Origin of the sequence: Bacteroides eggerthii, assembly GCF_025146565.1 — a bacterium.
Lineage (GTDB): Bacteria > Bacteroidota > Bacteroidia > Bacteroidales > Bacteroidaceae > Bacteroides > Bacteroides eggerthii.
In genome coordinates this window covers 854,084-869,776 of sequence record NZ_CP102258.1, presented here as the reverse complement: position 1 = coordinate 869,776, position 15,693 = coordinate 854,084, and the positions used below count along the sequence as shown (strand labels likewise).

General features: G+C 48.0%; 15 protein-coding genes and 1 tRNA gene. 12 read left to right on the top strand and 4 right to left on the bottom strand.

Annotated elements, in window-relative coordinates:
* Positions 1-8: 8 nt before the first annotated feature.
* Genes murG through NQ546_RS03590 form a run of 6 tightly spaced genes read left to right on the top strand, consistent with a single transcriptional unit; the run spans position 9 to position 6,584 of the window.
* Positions 9-1,157, top strand: a complete 1,149-nt coding sequence (gene murG, locus NQ546_RS03615) for an undecaprenyldiphospho-muramoylpentapeptide beta-N-acetylglucosaminyltransferase (protein ID WP_004292025.1) — start codon at positions 9-11, stop codon at positions 1,155-1,157.
* 7 nt (positions 1,158-1,164) lie between these two features.
* Positions 1,165-2,547: a UDP-N-acetylmuramate--L-alanine ligase gene (locus NQ546_RS03610; RefSeq protein ID WP_004292024.1), complete on the top strand. Its 1,383-nt coding sequence runs from the start codon at positions 1,165-1,167 to the stop codon at positions 2,545-2,547.
* Between the two features lie 11 nt (positions 2,548-2,558).
* Positions 2,559-3,296 carry a cell division protein FtsQ/DivIB gene (locus NQ546_RS03605; protein ID WP_004292023.1) on the top strand — a complete coding sequence of 246 codons (738 nt, stop codon included), beginning with the start codon at positions 2,559-2,561 and terminating at the stop codon, positions 3,294-3,296.
* Between the two features lie 44 nt (positions 3,297-3,340).
* Complete coding sequence (ftsA, locus tag NQ546_RS03600; RefSeq protein ID WP_004292022.1) at positions 3,341-4,744, top strand: cell division protein FtsA; 1,404 nt, start codon at positions 3,341-3,343, stop codon at positions 4,742-4,744.
* A gap of 18 nt (positions 4,745-4,762) precedes the next feature.
* Positions 4,763-6,076 carry a cell division protein FtsZ gene (gene ftsZ, locus NQ546_RS03595; RefSeq protein WP_004292021.1) on the top strand — a complete coding sequence of 438 codons (1,314 nt, stop codon included), beginning with the start codon at positions 4,763-4,765 and terminating at the stop codon, positions 6,074-6,076.
* 58 nt (positions 6,077-6,134) lie between these two features.
* Positions 6,135-6,584: a GatB/YqeY domain-containing protein gene (locus NQ546_RS03590; protein WP_004292020.1), complete on the top strand. Its 450-nt coding sequence runs from the start codon at positions 6,135-6,137 to the stop codon at positions 6,582-6,584.
* A gap of 309 nt (positions 6,585-6,893) precedes the next feature.
* Here the strand turns inward: NQ546_RS03590 and recO are convergent, their stop codons facing one another.
* Positions 6,894-7,622 carry a DNA repair protein RecO gene (gene recO / locus NQ546_RS03585; RefSeq protein WP_004292019.1) on the bottom strand — a complete coding sequence of 243 codons (729 nt, stop codon included), beginning with the start codon at positions 7,620-7,622 and terminating at the stop codon, positions 6,894-6,896.
* A 284-nt stretch (positions 7,623-7,906) separates the two neighbouring features.
* Here recO and NQ546_RS03580 point away from each other — a divergent pair.
* The 3 genes from NQ546_RS03580 to gyrB all read left to right on the top strand — a co-directional run bounded on the left by NQ546_RS03580 (position 7,907) and on the right by gyrB (position 10,438).
* Positions 7,907-7,978, top strand: a tRNA-Glu gene (locus NQ546_RS03580).
* Positions 7,979-8,018: 40 nt separating this feature from the next.
* A complete protein-coding gene (rpsT, locus tag NQ546_RS03575; protein ID WP_004292018.1) occupies positions 8,019-8,273 on the top strand; it encodes a 30S ribosomal protein S20 in 255 nt (84 codons plus the stop codon).
* Positions 8,274-8,476: 203 nt separating this feature from the next.
* Positions 8,477-10,438: a DNA topoisomerase (ATP-hydrolyzing) subunit B gene (gene gyrB / locus NQ546_RS03570; protein WP_004292017.1), complete on the top strand. Its 1,962-nt coding sequence runs from the start codon at positions 8,477-8,479 to the stop codon at positions 10,436-10,438.
* Between the two features lie 130 nt (positions 10,439-10,568).
* Here gyrB and NQ546_RS03565 read toward each other — a convergent pair whose 3' ends face one another.
* Positions 10,569-11,150 carry a DUF3109 family protein gene (locus NQ546_RS03565; RefSeq protein WP_004292016.1) on the bottom strand — a complete coding sequence of 194 codons (582 nt, stop codon included), beginning with the start codon at positions 11,148-11,150 and terminating at the stop codon, positions 10,569-10,571.
* Between the two features lie 77 nt (positions 11,151-11,227).
* Positions 11,228-12,742, bottom strand: coding sequence for a 2,3-bisphosphoglycerate-independent phosphoglycerate mutase (gpmI, locus tag NQ546_RS03560; RefSeq protein ID WP_029429339.1), 1,515 nt, complete (start codon positions 12,740-12,742; stop codon positions 11,228-11,230).
* 354 nt (positions 12,743-13,096) lie between these two features.
* Between gpmI and NQ546_RS03555 the strand changes: the two genes are divergently transcribed.
* The gene (locus NQ546_RS03555; protein ID WP_034716354.1) at positions 13,097-14,023 is read left to right on the top strand and encodes a magnesium transporter CorA family protein; all 927 of its coding nucleotides are present in this window, start codon (positions 13,097-13,099) and stop codon (positions 14,021-14,023) included.
* On the opposite strand, the gene NQ546_RS03550 is transcribed toward NQ546_RS03555, so the two are convergent.
* A complete protein-coding gene (locus NQ546_RS03550) occupies positions 14,020-14,619 on the bottom strand; it encodes a ribonuclease HII (RefSeq protein ID WP_004292012.1) in 600 nt (199 codons plus the stop codon). The two genes, NQ546_RS03555 and NQ546_RS03550, sit on opposite strands and share 4 nt — an antisense overlap.
* Before the next feature lie 110 nt (positions 14,620-14,729).
* Here NQ546_RS03550 and NQ546_RS03545 point away from each other — a divergent pair, with 110 nt between their 5' ends.
* Positions 14,730-15,008 carry a LysO family transporter gene (locus NQ546_RS03545; protein WP_004292011.1) on the top strand — a complete coding sequence of 93 codons (279 nt, stop codon included), beginning with the start codon at positions 14,730-14,732 and terminating at the stop codon, positions 15,006-15,008.
* Positions 15,005-15,610, top strand: a complete 606-nt coding sequence (locus tag NQ546_RS03540; RefSeq protein ID WP_004292010.1) for a LysO family transporter — start codon at positions 15,005-15,007, stop codon at positions 15,608-15,610. Before NQ546_RS03545 ends, NQ546_RS03540 begins: the two co-directional genes overlap by 4 nt.
* The last annotated feature ends 83 nt before the right edge of the window (positions 15,611-15,693 follow it).

Below are 15,693 nucleotides of genomic sequence, written 5' to 3'. Positions count from 1 at the left end.
ACTCAGATATGGAAACGAAGAACAACAAACCGCGCATTATCATCAGCGGCGGTGGTACAGGAGGGCATATTTTCCCGGCCGTATCCATTGCCAACGCAATCAAAGAATTGTGTCCCGATGCGGAAATTCTGTTCGTGGGTGCGGAGGGGCGCATGGAAATGCAGCGTGTGCCCGATGCCGGTTATAAGATTATCGGTCTGCCCGTTGCGGGTTTCGACCGCAAACACCTGTGGAAGAACTTTGCCGTATTGGTGAAGCTGGCACGCAGCCAATGGAAAGCACGCAGCATTATCAAACAGTTCCGCCCGCAGGTGGCAGTAGGTGTAGGCGGCTATGCCAGCGGTCCTACCCTGAAAACGGCAGGAATGATGGGAGTGCCCACCTTGATACAGGAGCAGAACTCCTATGCCGGCGTCACCAACAAGCTGCTTGCCAAGAAAGCCTGCAAGATATGCGTCGCCTACGAAGGCATGGAGAAGTTCTTCCCCGCAGAGAAAATCATTATGACCGGCAATCCTGTCCGCCAGAACCTGCTCGGCCATTCCATTTCCCGCGAAGAAGCCGTACGCTATTTCGACTTAGACCCCGCCAAAAAAACAATCCTCATACTGGGCGGCAGTCTTGGAGCACGAACCATCAACCAAACTTTAACCGCAGGTTTGGACATCATCCGGAAGAACCCCGACATACAGTTCATCTGGCAAACCGGTAAAATATATATCGCACAGGTAAGGGACGCAATCACCACAGCAACCGGTGAGGCGGTGCACCACCCACACATCAGCGCCCTTCCCAACCTTTATGTGACAGATTTCATCAAGGACATGGCGAATGCCTACGCTGCCGCCGACTTGGTAATCTCCCGCGCCGGCGCCGGTTCCATTTCGGAATTCTGCCTGCTGCACAAGCCGGTGATTCTGGTACCGTCGCCCAATGTGGCAGAAGACCACCAAACCAAAAACGCACTGGCCCTTGTCGACAAGGATGCCGCTATCTACGTAAAAGATGCGGAAGCCAAAGAGAAGCTGCTGTCCGTAGCGCTGGAAACAGTGAAAGACAACGAGAAGCTGAAAGCCTTGAGCAACAACATAGCCAAACTGGCATTACCCGATTCGGCAACGGTCATTGCCAAAGAGGTATTGAAACTTATTAAATAACAAGTACATGAATATAGAAACCATAAAATCCGTTTATTTCGTCGGCGCCGGCGGCATCGGCATGAGCGCACTGATACGTTATTTCCTCTCCAAAGGCAAGTTTGTGGCAGGATATGACCGTACGCCAAGCGAGCTGACCGGGCATCTGATTGCAGAAGGTGCACAAATACATTACGAGGAAAACATCAACCTCATTCCGGCGAATTGCAAGGAGAAGGAAACGACATTAGTAGTATATACCCCCGCCATACCTCAGGAACATGCCGAACTGGCCTACTTCCACGAGAAGGGTTTTGAGATACAGAAACGCTCCCAAGTATTAGGCACGATTACCCGCAGCAGCAAGGGACTTTGCGTTGCCGGCACTCATGGCAAAACCACCACGAGTACAATGGCAGCACACCTATTCCACCAGTCGCATATAGGTTGTACGGCTTTTCTCGGCGGTATCTCCAAAAATTACGGAACAAACCTGCTCTTGTCCCAGACCAGCCCGTATACGGTGATTGAGGCCGATGAGTTCGACCGTTCATTCCACTGGCTTTCTCCCTATATGAGTGTCATCACAGCCACCGATCCCGACCACCTGGACATATATGGTACACGCGAAGCCTATCTGGAAAGTTTCCGTCACTACACTACCCTCATCCAGCCGGGAGGCGCATTGATTATCCGTAAAGGCCTTGCCTTGCAACCCGACGTGCAGCCGGGTGTAAGGGTATACACCTACTCCCGCGATGAAGGCGATTTCCATGCAGAGAATATCCGCATCGGAAACGGCGAAATCTTCATCGACTTCGTGGCTCCGGATACACGCATCAATGACATCCGGCTCGGCGTACCTATCGGCATCAACATAGAGAACGGCGTAGCTGCCATGGCGCTCGCACACCTGAACGGAGTGACCGACGAGGAAATCAAACAAGGAATGGCAAGTTTCCGCGGAGTGGACCGCCGTTTCGACTTCAAGATAAAAACCAGCCGGCTCGTATTCCTCAGCGACTACGCGCATCATCCGGCCGAAATCGCACAAAGCGTGAAGTCCGTCCGCGAACTTTACAAAGATAAGAAGATAACCGCTATCTTCCAGCCCCACCTCTATACCCGCACCAGAGACTTCTACAAAGACTTTGCAGACAGCCTCTCACTGCTGGATGAGGTTATTCTGACGGAAATCTATCCTGCCCGCGAGCAACCGATTCCCGGTGTCAGCAGCCGGCTTATATATGACAACCTGCGTCCGGGCATCGAGAAGTGTATCTGCCCAAAGGAAGATATCCTGAACCTGCTTTCAAAGAAGTCGGTCGAAGTATTGATTGTGCTGGGAGCCGGTGATTTAGATAACTATGTGCCTTCCATAACCCAATTGCTTGAACAACAAAGCAAATAGTAAACAAGTCTATGATTAAACGGATTTTACTTTCTATCGTCCTGTTGCTTGTCCTTACCTATCTGGTAGTAGCCATTACCGCTTTCAACCGAAAGCCGGCCGGACAAGTATGCCACGATGTGGAGCTGCTTATCAAAGACACAGTATACGCCGGTTTCATCACGAAGAAAGAAGTAACCGCTATGCTGGAAAAGAAAGGCATCAGCCCCATAGGTAAAAACATAGACCGCATCCACGCCAAGCCCTTAGAACAGGCACTTTCCAAACATCCTCTCATCGATGAAGTGGAGTGTTACAAGACGCCAAGCGGCAAACTATGCATCGAGGTGACCCAACGCATTCCTATCCTGCGGATAATGAGCGCCAATGGCGAAAACTACTATCTGGACAACAAAGGAACAGTGATGCCGCCCGATGCAAAGTGCGTTGCACACCGGGCTATTGTGACCGGAAACGTAGAAAAGTCGTTTGCCATGAGGGATTTATATAAGTTTGGTGTATTTTTGCAAAAGAATTCGTTTTGGAACGCACAAATCGAACAGATTCATGTATTGCCGGGCAGAAACATAGAGTTAGTGCCGCGTGTAGGCGATCACATCATCTACCTCGGCAAGCTGGACGACTTCGAACGGAAGCTGAAACGGGTAAAGACATTCTACGAAAAAGGATTAAACAAGGTAGGCTGGAACAAATATTCCCGTATCAGCGTTGAATTCGGTAACCAGATAATCTGCACGAAAAGGCAATAGCAAACAGTAAAATTAGTAAATAGTAAAACTATAAATAAACAGATATGGCAACAACAGATTTCATCGCCGCTATTGAGTTGAGTTCTTCCAAGATTTCCGGTATCGCGGGAAAGAAGAACAGCGACGGAAGTATTCAGGTGTTGGCTTATGCACGTGAAGATGCATCCTCATTCATCCATAAGGGCGTCATCTACAACATCGATAAGACAGCACAGGCATTGACTTCTATCATCAATAAGCTGGAAGGCCAGCTGAACAACTCCATTGCCAAAGTATATGTAGGCATCGGCGGACAGTCATTGCGCACAGTGAAAAATGCAGTGAGTCGCACACTGGAAGAGGAGGATATCATCTCACAAGAACTGGTAGACTCTATCTGCGATGAGAACCTCGAAGTGCCGTTGGCAGACATGAGCGTACTGGATGTGGCCCCTCAAGAATATAAAATAGACAACAACCTCCAAGCCGACCCGGTAGGAGTGGCAGGGCAGCACATCACAGGACAGTTCCTCAATATCGTGGCCCGCGCCTCACTCAAGAAGAACCTTGAACACAGCTTCGAGCAAGCCAAGGTAGAGATAGCCGACCTGCTCATAGCCCCGATAGCTCTGGCGAACGCCGTACTGACGGAAAACGAGATGCGTTCGGGCTGCGCACTGGTGGACTTCGGTGCGGACACCACCACCATTTCAGTCTATAAGAACAATATCCTCCGCTACCTGAGCGTACTGCCACTGGGCGGAAACACCATCACCCACGACATCACGTCACTGCAAATGGAGGAACAAGACGCCGAGAAGCTGAAGCTGCAATACGGCAACGCCCTCTACGAGGAAGAGGAAGACACCGAGACACCCGCCGTATGTACGCTGGACGACGGACGCGCCATTGAACTGGCCACGCTGAACAATATCGTCGAAGCCCGCACCGAGGAAATCCTTGCCAACGTATGGAACCAGCTGCAACTCTCCGGCTACGAGGACAAACTCTTCTCCGGAGTAGTGTTTACCGGTGGCGGGGCAAACCTGAAGAACATCGAAGATGCTTTCCGCAAACAAAGCAAAATGGAGAAGATAAAAACCATGCGCTTTGTTCATAACACGATTCATGGTTTCAGCGACGTGCTAAGCAAAGACGGCATGCAGAACACACTGCTGGCACTTCTTGCCGCAGGCAATGAAAACTGCTGCCTGCAGGAAACGAAACCCGCCGGTAATCCTACGCCCAAACCCGTTGACATGTTCGGCAATGACGAAATCCTGAAAGAACAGGAAGCAGCGGCCCGCGCTGCCAAAGCACAACGCGAGAAAGAAGAAAAGGAGCGTAGGGAGAAAGAACGCCAAGAAAAGGAGGAGAGAAAGCGGAAGAAGAAAGAAGGTCCCAGCTGGTTTGAAAAGACTTTCAACAAACTCTCCAACGAGATTTTCTCAGACGATGATATGAAATAATTAAAAAACTCTATAATCATGGATGATATAGCACAATTCGATTTTCCGACCGATTCACCGAAAATCATCAAAGTTATCGGTGTAGGTGGCGGTGGCGGTAATGCCGTCAACCACATGTACCGGGAAGGCATACATGATGTAACATTCGTGCTGTGCAACACAGACAACCAGGCGTTGAAAGACTCCCCCGTTCCTGTGAAGCTGCAACTCGGCAAAGAGGGTTTGGGAGCCGGCAACCGTCCCGCCCGCGCCCGCAAAGCAGCCGAAGAAAGCATCGAGGACATCAAGAACATGCTGAACGACGGTACTAAAATGGTGTTCATCACTGCCGGAATGGGTGGCGGCACCGGTACAGGCGCAGCCCCTATCATTGCACAAACCGCCAAAGAAATGGACATCCTGACTATCGGCATCGTCACCATTCCGTTCCGCTGGGAGGGTGACAAGAAGATAGACCAAGCACTGGACGGTGTGGAGGAAATCAGCAAGCATGTAGACGCCCTGCTGGTTATCAACAACGAGAAACTGAGCGAAATATATAGCGAACTATCCGTAGACGACGCTTTCGACAAGGCAGACGACACCCTTTCGGTAGCCGCCAAGAGCATTGCCGAAATCATCACCCTGCATGGAAAGGTCAACCTCGACTTCAACGATGTAAAAACCGTATTGAAAGACGGCGGCGTGGCCATCATGAGTACAGGCTATGGCGAAGGAGACAACCGCGTAAGCATGGCCATCCAGAACGCCCAACATTCTCCGTTGCTGAACAACAACGACATCTTCAATTCCAAGAAAGTATTGCTCAACATTTCATACAGCTCACAACACAAACTGATGATGAGCGAAATGGACGAGGTGAAAGAGTTTATGAACCGTTTCAGCCGCGACTTCGAGACCAAATTCGGTATGGCCATCGACGACAAGCTGGAGCAAAGCGTCAAGATCACCCTACTTGCCACCGGTTTCGGCATCCAGGATATCCACATGAAGGAGATGGACGAGCGCATCACCCAGCGTACCGCAGAAGAGCAGAAGCGCCTCGCCGAACTGGAAGAAGAGGAAGAGCAAAGACGTTCGCGCCGCGAGACCTACTACGGCAAGGATGCCAACACCAAGTATCAACGCCTGCGCCGCCGGCATATCTACATCTTCAACCCCGAAGACCTCGACAATGCAGACCTCATCAGTATGGTAGAAAACTCTCCTACCTACCAGCGCGACAAGAGCACCCTGGCAGCAATCAAGCTCAAGGCGGAAGAAGCCGGAATACTCGCCACCGAGGAAGCGCGGGAAGCTGAAAACAGCGGTAACGGTATAATCACCTTCTAAACCGCCGGCAGTTCAGCCCCCCACCCGGAAATAGTAAATTATAAATAGAAATAATAAGATGGATTTATTTGAAAAAGTCAGCGAAGACATTAAAAACGCAATGAAGGCTAAAGACAAAGTAGCCCTGGACACTTTGAGAAATGTGAAGAAAGTATTCCTTGAAGCCAAAACAGCTCCGGGAGCCAATGATACTCTGACCGATGCCGATGCTCTGAAAATTATTCAGAAGCTGACAAAGCAAGGTAAGGATGCCGCCGAGATTTATGTGCAACAAGGACGTCAGGACCTTGCCGATGCAGAGTTGGCACAAGTGAAAGTCATGGAAGCCTACCTGCCCAAACAGATGACTCCCGAAGAACTGGAAGCCGCCCTGAAAGCAATCATTGCCGAAGTAGGAGCCACCAGCGGCAAGGATATGGGTAAGGTAATGGGTGTAGCCAGCAAGAAACTTGCCGGACTTGCCGAAGGACGTGCCATTTCAGCTAAAGTAAAAGAACTGCTGGGATAAGCCCCTGCCCGGTTCCGCAAATACGCATAGGTATAAAGCCGTACTTCAAGCTCTTCTCCATCCCCAAAAGGAGGTGCTTGAAGTACGGCTTCTTATTGCTGCATCATCCACTGCCAATCATCAACCTGCAAATTCCCACTACGAAAGAAAGTTTATTTCTGATTTATCCGTCATGCTGTCACAAATAATGAGGTATAGAACTGATTGCCAACAACATATCTTGTGACAGATACGTGTGACAAATAAAAGTTATATGTTTTATCTGTCACACGCCCTGCGTGGCAACGGGAAATTGCCGCAGAGCCAAACTCAATCGAACAGTTCTTTCAAAACTTCCAAAGACTTCAATACCGGAAAATCGGGCAAGTGCAGACGATAATACTCATTCATAATCGTCAGGCAACGCGCACGTTCCGTACGATTCATATCAAAGAGATGCATTGTTTCATAGTTCATACGCATCAGCATCGTCAATCGAGACGCCTCTTCCGGTCCTATAAAATCAGAATGTAGCTGTGGGCGCAACGGAGTGAAACAAGCATTCTGCAAATCGAAACAGTCGCCGCTGTGATAATCTTCCAAGTTAGGATACAATCCGAGAAAGCGCGACAGGCGCATCAAAAAGACCAGATGAAAATTGGCAAAACCGCTGCCACACTCGTCCAGCCAGACAATGGAATGTTGCAAATATGCAAACAAAGGACGGTTTTCGGCCTCCTCACGCAAAGCACGATACAAAAACTCCGACAAGAACAAAGCAATGGCAGACTTATAAGGATCATAGGGAATCGAGGTAAAAGGATAAAACGACTTTGCCTCTTTCACCTTATATATAGTGGTATTCGGTCGGAAATCAGCTTCAAGCTCCACCAAAGACAAAGGCTGGAACAGCACCGATTTCACCGCAGCCTTGCGCGAACGGGACACCGGCACCAGAAAAGAAGCCCGTCCGGACACCTCGGTATAGATGTCTACGATGATGGAAGTATCCTTATACTTCAATGAATGCAATACAATTCCCTGTGTTTTCTGTAACATTTCCGTCCTTTATCAAGTTTCAATCCGGCTAACAAAGCTACAAAAAAAGAACGAAACTACGGAAATTAAAGAAGAGTAATCAAGAAACGACCATAAAAGATGAAAAAATGAAACGCACTTACATTACTGATTATCAATAATTAAAATCCCCAAAAAGAGATATTCCGGAAGAAATCATGCAAATTTTTCATCTGAAATGTTTGCTAATTCAAAAATAGTTTCTACCTTTGCAACCGCAAACGAAAGGAAAGTCGGATGCAAGAGCAGAAATGCTCACACAGGATGGCCCGTTCGTCTATCGGTTAGGACGCAAGATTTTCATTCTTGAAAGGGGGGTTCGATTCCCCCACGGGCTACAATTAAAAAAATAAACGAATTAAATAAAGATTAGTCGAGATGGCAAATCATAAATCATCACTGAAGAGAATCAGACAAGAAGAGACAAGAAGACTTCACAACAGATACTATGGCAAGACCATGAGAAATGCTGTTCGCAAGCTTCGCGCTACCACAGACAAAGCTGAAGCAACAGCTATGTATCCTGGTATCACCAAAATGTTGGATAAATTAGCTAAGACTAACGTAATCCATCAGAACAAAGCAAACAACTTGAAGTCTAAGTTGGCGCTTTACATCAACAAACTCGGTTAAGCTGATAAGTTTAAAAGATATGAGAGGCTGGACTTTTTAGTCCGGCCTTTTCTGCATACGCACCACTCCCGTACCACCTCTCCAAGACATCTCTTCATGGTGCTAAAAAGCTGTAAACGGCCCAAATTTATCAAAGCGTTGGCATGATATATCAGGGATTTTCACTATTTTTGCTTTGTTATTACAATAAGAGAAATTAGATTATGACTGAAGAAGAAAAGATAAACGGCGAAAACAATTACTCGGCCAGTAACATCCAGGTATTGGAGGGTTTGGAAGCTGTACGTAAGCGTCCTGCCATGTATATCGGCGACATTAGTATCAAAGGACTTCATCACTTGGTTTACGAAGTTGTGGACAACTCTATTGATGAAGCGCTCGCCGGTTATTGCGACCACATCGAAGTTACTATCAACGAAGACAACTCCATTACCGTACAGGATAACGGACGCGGTATTCCGGTAGATTTTCATGAAAAAGAACAGAAATCGGCTCTCGAAGTTGTTATGACCGTATTACATGCCGGTGGTAAATTCGACAAGGGCTCTTACAAAGTTTCCGGCGGTCTGCATGGCGTCGGCGTATCTTGCGTAAATGCACTGTCTACGCACATGACCACACAGGTTTTCCGCAACGGAAAAATCTATCAGCAGGAATACGAATGCGGACACCCGCTATATTCTGTAAAGGAAGTCGGCGTTACCGAAATTACAGGTACACGCCAACAGTTCTGGCCGGATGATACGATTTTCACCGAAACGGTCTACAACTACGACATTCTGGCTACCCGCATGCGTGAGCTGGCTTACCTGAACGCCGGAATCAAAATCACGCTGACCGACCTTCGCGTAAAAGAAGAAGACGGGAACTACAAACAAGAGATTTTCTACTCCGTAGAAGGCTTGAAAGAATTCGTGCGCTATATCGACTCCTCCCGCGAACATCTGGTGAACGATGTCATCTACATTAACACCGAGAAACAGGGCACACCGGTGGAGGTGGCCATCATGTACAACACTTCCTACAACGAGAACATCCACTCTTACGTAAACAATATCAATACAATCGAAGGCGGTACCCACTTGGCAGGTTTCCGTCGTGCGCTTACCCGTACGTTGAAGAAATACGCCGAGGACAACAAGATGCTGGAAAAGGCCAAAGTAGAGATTTCGGGTGATGACTTCCGCGAAGGCCTGACCGCAGTAATCTCCATCAAAGTGGCCGAACCGCAATTTGAAGGGCAGACCAAAACAAAACTCGGAAACAACGAGGTGATGGGAGCCGTAGACCAGGCTGTGGGCGAAGCACTCTCCTACTATCTGGAGGAGCATCCCAAAGAGTCCAAAATGATTGTAGACAAAGTGATATTAGCGGCACAGGCACGTGTGGCTGCACGCAAGGCACGCGAGTCCGTACAACGCAAGTCTCCGATGTCGGGCGGCGGCATGCCGGGCAAACTGGCCGACTGCTCCAGCAAGGACCCCGAAGAATGTGAATTATTCCTCGTCGAGGGTGACTCCGCCGGCGGTTCTGCCAAACAAGGACGTAACCGTACTTTCCAAGCCATCCTCCCGCTCCGCGGTAAGATTCTGAATGTGGAGAAAGCCATGTGGCACAAAGCCTTCGAGAGCGACGAAGTAAACAATATCATTCAGGCACTGGGCATCCGTTTCGGTGTGGACGGCGAAGACAGCAAAGAGGCAAACATAGACAAGCTGCGTTACAAGAAGGTAATCATCATGACCGATGCCGACGTCGATGGTTCGCACATCGACACGCTGATCATGACGCTCTTCTTCCGCTACTTCCCGCAGGTGATACAACAGGGCTATCTGTACATCGCCACTCCCCCTCTCTACCTCTGCACAAAGGGTAAAGTGAAAGAGTACTGCTGGACAGACCAACAACGTCAGAAGTTTATCGACACCTATGGCGGCGGTTCGGAAAATGCCATTCATACCCAGCGTTACAAAGGTTTGGGTGAAATGAACCCGGAACAATTGTGGGAAACAACCATGAACCCGGAAAACCGCATGCTGAAACAAGTACACCTTGAAAATGCAGCCGAAGCCGACTACACATTCTCCATGTTGATGGGTGAAGATGTAGGCCCGCGCCGCGATTTCATCGAAAAGAATGCAACGTATGCAAATATCGATGCATAAGAACAGTGATTAATCATTAGCGTTTGGTTAATGATTAATCATTGAATAACGTTTTTATTAACCAACCTCACATCTTACAACGAAGAAGCTCCGGACGGACAGGAAATACCTGTTGACCGGAGCTTTTCTCTTATAACATTCCTTGTTTTTTCATCTCCCCCGCCGCCAATTCCAGCTCAGCATACCATTCTTCGCCGAATTTACGTATCAGCGGCTCCTTCAAGAACTTATATACAGGAACATCCTCTTTCCGTCCCAATAGCACAGCCGCCTTGCAGACATCCCAACGATGATAGTTCACTGCCTTATAAGGCCCGTAATCGCCTATCCGTATGGGATAAAGATGACAGGAGACCGGTTTATAAAAGTCTGTCTTACCCTCACGAAAAGCCTTCTCAATGGCGCAATAGCAACAACCTTTCTCGTCATAACAAGTGAACACACAATCCTTATTATTAACAATGGACGTCACCAGATCGCCTTCTTCGTCTGTGTACACCACACCCTGCGCCTCTATCACAGCCCGCGCTTCAGCAGAGAGCTCATCCCAAATCACAGGGAGCACCTCCTCCAGCTTCTCTATCTCCTCAAATTCCACCGGGGCGCCGGCATCTCCCTCAATGCAACATTCTCCCTTGCAAGCCTCCAGATTGCAAAGAAACTTCTCACGCAGCACGTCCAGGCTTACCACCACGTCGTCTATCTGTATCATAACTATCTTAAATGTGTAAAAGAGCAAAAAGGCGTGGATTAGTTAATAACCCACGCCCCTCAATATGCTAATAATACTTACTTTATCAAATCCTTACCAGTCATTTCAGCCGGTTGCTTCATGCCCAAGATATGCAGAATGGAAGGAGCGACATCCGCCAATACACCGTTCTCCACCTTAGCATCCTTATTTTCCGTTACATAAACAAACGGAACGGGATTCAAGGAGTGAGCCGTATTCGGCGTGCCGTCCTCGTTCAGGGCGTGGTCGGCATTACCATGGTCGGCAATGATGATTACTTCATAATCATTGGCTTTGGCAGCTTCAACCGTATCTTTCACACATTCGTCGATAGCTTTTACGGCTTTCTCAATGGCTTCGTAGATACCGGTGTGACCTACCATATCACCGTTGGCATAGTTCACCACGATGAAATCGAATTTCTTGGTGTTGATAGCCTCAACCAGCTTGTCTTTCACTTCGTAAGCGCTCATTTCAGGCTTCAGGTCGTATGTGGCAACTTTCGGAGACGGAACGAGGATGCGCTCTTCCGCATCGTACGGAGTTTCACGACCACCGTTGAAGAAGAATGTCACGTGAGCATACTTCTCCGTTTCAGCAATATGAAGCTGCGTCTTACCGTTGGCAGCCAAGTATTCGCCCAATGTATTCTGCACATTCTCCTTATCGAAAAGTATATGTACTCCCTTGAAAGAAGCGTCATACGGAGTCATGCAATAGTATTGCAAGTTAGGAATAGTGTGCATGCCCTGCTCCGGCATATCCTGCTGAGTCAGGACGATAGTCAATTCCTTGGCGCGGTCGTTGCGGTAGTTGAAGAAAATAACCACATCACCTTCCTTGATCGTACCGTCGCAATCGGCGTTTACAATCGGCTTGATGAACTCATCGGTTACACCTTCGTCGTAAGACTCCTGCATAGCCTGAACCATGTCGGAAGCCACCTTGCCTTCACCGTTTACCAGCAGGTCATAAGCAACTTTCACACGTTCCCAACGTTTGTCACGATCCATAGCGTAGAAACGGCCTACGATGGAAGCAATCTTACCGGCAGACTTCCGGCAATGTGCCGTCAGTTGCTCGATGAAGCCCTTACCGCTCTTCGGGTCGGTATCGCGGCCGTCCATGAAGCAATGGATGAATGTATTCTCGATGCCATATTCCTTTGAAATATCGCAAAGCTTGAACAGATGATCGAAAGAGCTGTGCACACCGCCGTTACTGGTCAGTCCCATGAAGTGGATGTTCTTTCCATGTTCCTTAGCGTACGAGAAAGCAGAAACGATTTCCTTGTTCTTCAAGATACTTCCGTCGGCACAGGCGCGGTTAATCTTCACCAGATCCTGATATACGATACGTCCCGCACCGATATTGAGGTGGCCTACTTCCGAGTTACCCATCTGCCCGTCGGGCAAACCGACATTCTCACCGCTTGCCTGCAACTCTGAGTGCGGATAAGCAGCCAGCAAACTATCCCAGTAGGGAGTCGGTGTGTTGAAAATCACATCATCTTTACCTTGATCGCCGATACCCCAGCCATCAAGAATCATTAAAAGGGCTTTCTTGCTCATAATATTCATTGATTTTAATTGTACAATCTCTTTCCTGCGAAAAAAGACTGCTGATTTGCAATCTGTTTTCCGGTTGCAAAGGTACAAAATAGCGGTCAAACTATGTCACTTCAAAAAGTAAAAATAACATTTGCACCAATCAACCTGTTTCTGTTAATAACAAGAAATCCGAAAAAAAGTGCGCAAAAGTATGGATTCAGCTTTGATTTTCATACTTTTGCACTGTTTTTAAATAAAATCAACTGAAATGATGGACGATTCAAACCCACGAACGTGCAATAGTGTTTACAATTAAAGCGAACGGAGACGTTGGCGGCAATGCCTCTGTTCGGACTAAAGAAAGGAGGCAAAAAAATGAGAAAGTATCTCTACAGCGAAAACGGCTTCGTAGAAAAAAACGAGTGGAAACCCAACTGCTGGGTAAACGTGGAATGTCCGGACGACAGCGATTTCCAGTTCCTTACCCAAGAGTTGAAAGTTCCCGAATCATTCCTTGAAGACATAGCCGATACGGACGAACGCCCGCGTACGGAGACGGAAGGCAACTGGCTGCTGACCATACTTCGTATCCCGATGCAAAGCAGCCAGCATGGAATTCCGTTCATCACAGTGCCCATAGGCATCATTACGAACAATGATATCATCGTTTCCGTATGCTATCACCACACCGAACTGATACCGGACTTCATACAGCACACCCGCCGCAAAGGCATTGCCGTCAACAATAAGCTGACGCTGATTCTGCGAATCATATATTCCTCTGCCGTATGGTTCCTGAAATATCTGAAACAAATCAACAACGACGTAACCACCGCCGAAAAAGAACTGGAAAAGAGTATCCGTAATGAAGACCTTCTTCAATTAATGAAGCTGCAAAAGACGCTGGTGTACTTCAACACTTCCATCCGCGGCAACGAAGTCATGATAGGACGGCTGAAGAACATCTTTCAGGATACGGACTATCTTGATCTGGAACTGCTGGAGGACGTGGTCATCGAACTGAAACAGGCTTACAACACTGTGAATATTTACAGCGACATCCTCACCGGAACAATGGATGCTTTCGCTTCCATCATATCCAATAACGTGAACGCAATCATGAAACGCATGACGAGCCTCTCCATCACGCTGATGATACCCACATTGATAGCCAGCTTCTACGGGATGAATGTGGATATACATTTAGACGGTTTTCCACATGCGTTCGTATTCATTATTTTGCTATCGGCAATCTTATCGGCGGTGACCTTTATATGGTTCAGAAAGATTAAGTGGTTCTAAAACAGTTCCAACTGCCCGTCGCCCAGCAGGTTAAAGGTCATGCGATGATAGGGGGAAGTTCCCCGTTCAGCAATCGCCGCCCGATGTTTTTTCGTGGGATAGCCCTTATTATGATTCCAGTCGTAATAAGGGTATTCTTCATGCAGCCGGTTCATATAATCATCGCGATAGGTCTTGGCAAGAATGGAGGCAGCCGCAATGGAAAGATATTTGCCATCACCTTTTACAACGGTCGTATGCGGCAGTTCCCGGTATTTCTTAAAGCGGTTTCCGTCGATGAGCAGATGCTGCGGACGCAACTGCAACCGGTCGACAGCACGATGCATGGCGAGAAAAGAGGCGTTCAGGATGTTTATCTTATCAATTTCCTCCGGAGAGACAACTCCCACCGCCCACGCCAAAGCCTCTTTTTCTATAACTTCACGCAGGGCATACCGTTGCTTTTCGGTAAGTTGTTTGGAGTCGTTCAGCAATTCGTTCTTGAAGTCTTTGGGCAAGATAACGGCGGCAGCATAAACAGCTCCCGCAAGGCAGCCACGCCCGGCTTCGTCACAACCGGCTTCTATCAGTTCTTTGTTCAAATAAGGTAACAGCATATATCACTACATTAGAGCACACAAAGATAAATCTTTTCATAAGTAAACGGGAGTTTTAAAGAGAATAAATAATATGATTATCTTTGCCGGCAAATAAAAAGACAACAGACATGTTTATAATTATCGGACTGATGCTCACAGGAATGTTGCTGGGCTATCTCTTACGAAGAAAGAATTTGTGCAGAATCCACAATGTCATTACCGTACTGATCTGGGTGCTGCTTTTCATTCTCGGAGTTGAAGTAGGCGGAAACGAACAAATCATCAAAGGGCTGCACACCATAGGGATTGAAGCAATCATACTGACCTTGGGCGGAACTTTGGGAAGTGTCATTGCTGCCTGGGCATTATGGAAGGCTTTATATAAGAAGAAAGGAGAAGCGGCATGAAAGGCAGTCTTATCATAATCGGTTTCTTCGTGCTGGGTACGCTTTGCGGAGTTTCCCATCTGATACCCATTGACATAGTCATGGACAGCCGGATCAGCTTCTACGCTCTTTGTGCACTGATGTTCAGCGTGGGATTAAGTGTGGGCAATGACCCGCAAACATTGAAGAACTTCCGTTCGCTCAATCCGCGACTGGTTTTCCTGCCCATCATGACGATACTGGGCACACTGGCAGGTTCAGCAGCAGTCAGCCTCATCCTGACTCACCGCTCGCTGACCGATTGCCTGGCAGTAGGTTCGGGCTTCGGATATTATTCACTCTCCAGCATCTTCATCACCGAATACAAAGGAGCCGAACTGGGAACCATTGCACTGCTTGCCAATATCAGCCGCGAGATACTCACCTTATTGGCTGCACCGTTGCTGGTGCGCTGGTTCGGTAATTTAGCTCCCATCTCGGCGGGGGGAGCTACGACAATGGACACCACACTCCCGATAATCACCCGTACCGCCGGACAGCAATTCGTCGTAGTCTCCATATTCCACGGATTTGTGGTCGACTTCAGCGTACCGTTCTTGGTAACCTTGTTTTGTTCGATATAAGCCGGGAGCGGATAAGGCTTCCTATCGGAAGCAGATCCGTCCCACAGAACAAATATATTCGTCTCATGAGATAAAAAAAATCA

Excerpts from the sequence above, each read along its gene's own strand:
- NQ546_RS03605 (WP_004292023.1), top strand. The coding sequence starts at position 2,559 with ATGATTAAACGGATTTTACTTTCTATCGTCCTGTTGCTTGTCCTTACC.
- NQ546_RS03550 (WP_004292012.1), bottom strand. The coding sequence starts at position 14,619 with ATGCTGTTACCTTATTTGAACAAAGAACTGATAGAAGCCGGTTGTGAC.
- gyrB (WP_004292017.1), top strand. The coding sequence starts at position 8,477 with ATGACTGAAGAAGAAAAGATAAACGGCGAAAACAATTACTCGGCCAGT.
- ftsA (WP_004292022.1), top strand. The coding sequence starts at position 3,341 with ATGGCAACAACAGATTTCATCGCCGCTATTGAGTTGAGTTCTTCCAAG.
- recO (WP_004292019.1), bottom strand. The coding sequence starts at position 7,622 with ATGTTACAGAAAACACAGGGAATTGTATTGCATTCATTGAAGTATAAG.
- NQ546_RS03565 (WP_004292016.1), bottom strand. The coding sequence starts at position 11,150 with ATGATACAGATAGACGACGTGGTGGTAAGCCTGGACGTGCTGCGTGAG.
- ftsZ (WP_004292021.1), top strand. The coding sequence starts at position 4,763 with ATGGATGATATAGCACAATTCGATTTTCCGACCGATTCACCGAAAATC.
- gpmI (WP_029429339.1), bottom strand. The coding sequence starts at position 12,742 with ATGAGCAAGAAAGCCCTTTTAATGATTCTTGATGGCTGGGGTATCGGC.
- NQ546_RS03540 (WP_004292010.1), top strand. The coding sequence starts at position 15,005 with ATGAAAGGCAGTCTTATCATAATCGGTTTCTTCGTGCTGGGTACGCTT.
- rpsT (WP_004292018.1), top strand. The coding sequence starts at position 8,019 with ATGGCAAATCATAAATCATCACTGAAGAGAATCAGACAAGAAGAGACA.
- NQ546_RS03610 (WP_004292024.1), top strand. The coding sequence starts at position 1,165 with ATGAATATAGAAACCATAAAATCCGTTTATTTCGTCGGCGCCGGCGGC.
- NQ546_RS03555 (WP_034716354.1), top strand. The coding sequence starts at position 13,097 with ATGAGAAAGTATCTCTACAGCGAAAACGGCTTCGTAGAAAAAAACGAG.
- NQ546_RS03590 (WP_004292020.1), top strand. The coding sequence starts at position 6,135 with ATGGATTTATTTGAAAAAGTCAGCGAAGACATTAAAAACGCAATGAAG.
- murG (WP_004292025.1), top strand. The coding sequence starts at position 9 with ATGGAAACGAAGAACAACAAACCGCGCATTATCATCAGCGGCGGTGGT.
- NQ546_RS03545 (WP_004292011.1), top strand. The coding sequence starts at position 14,730 with ATGTTTATAATTATCGGACTGATGCTCACAGGAATGTTGCTGGGCTAT.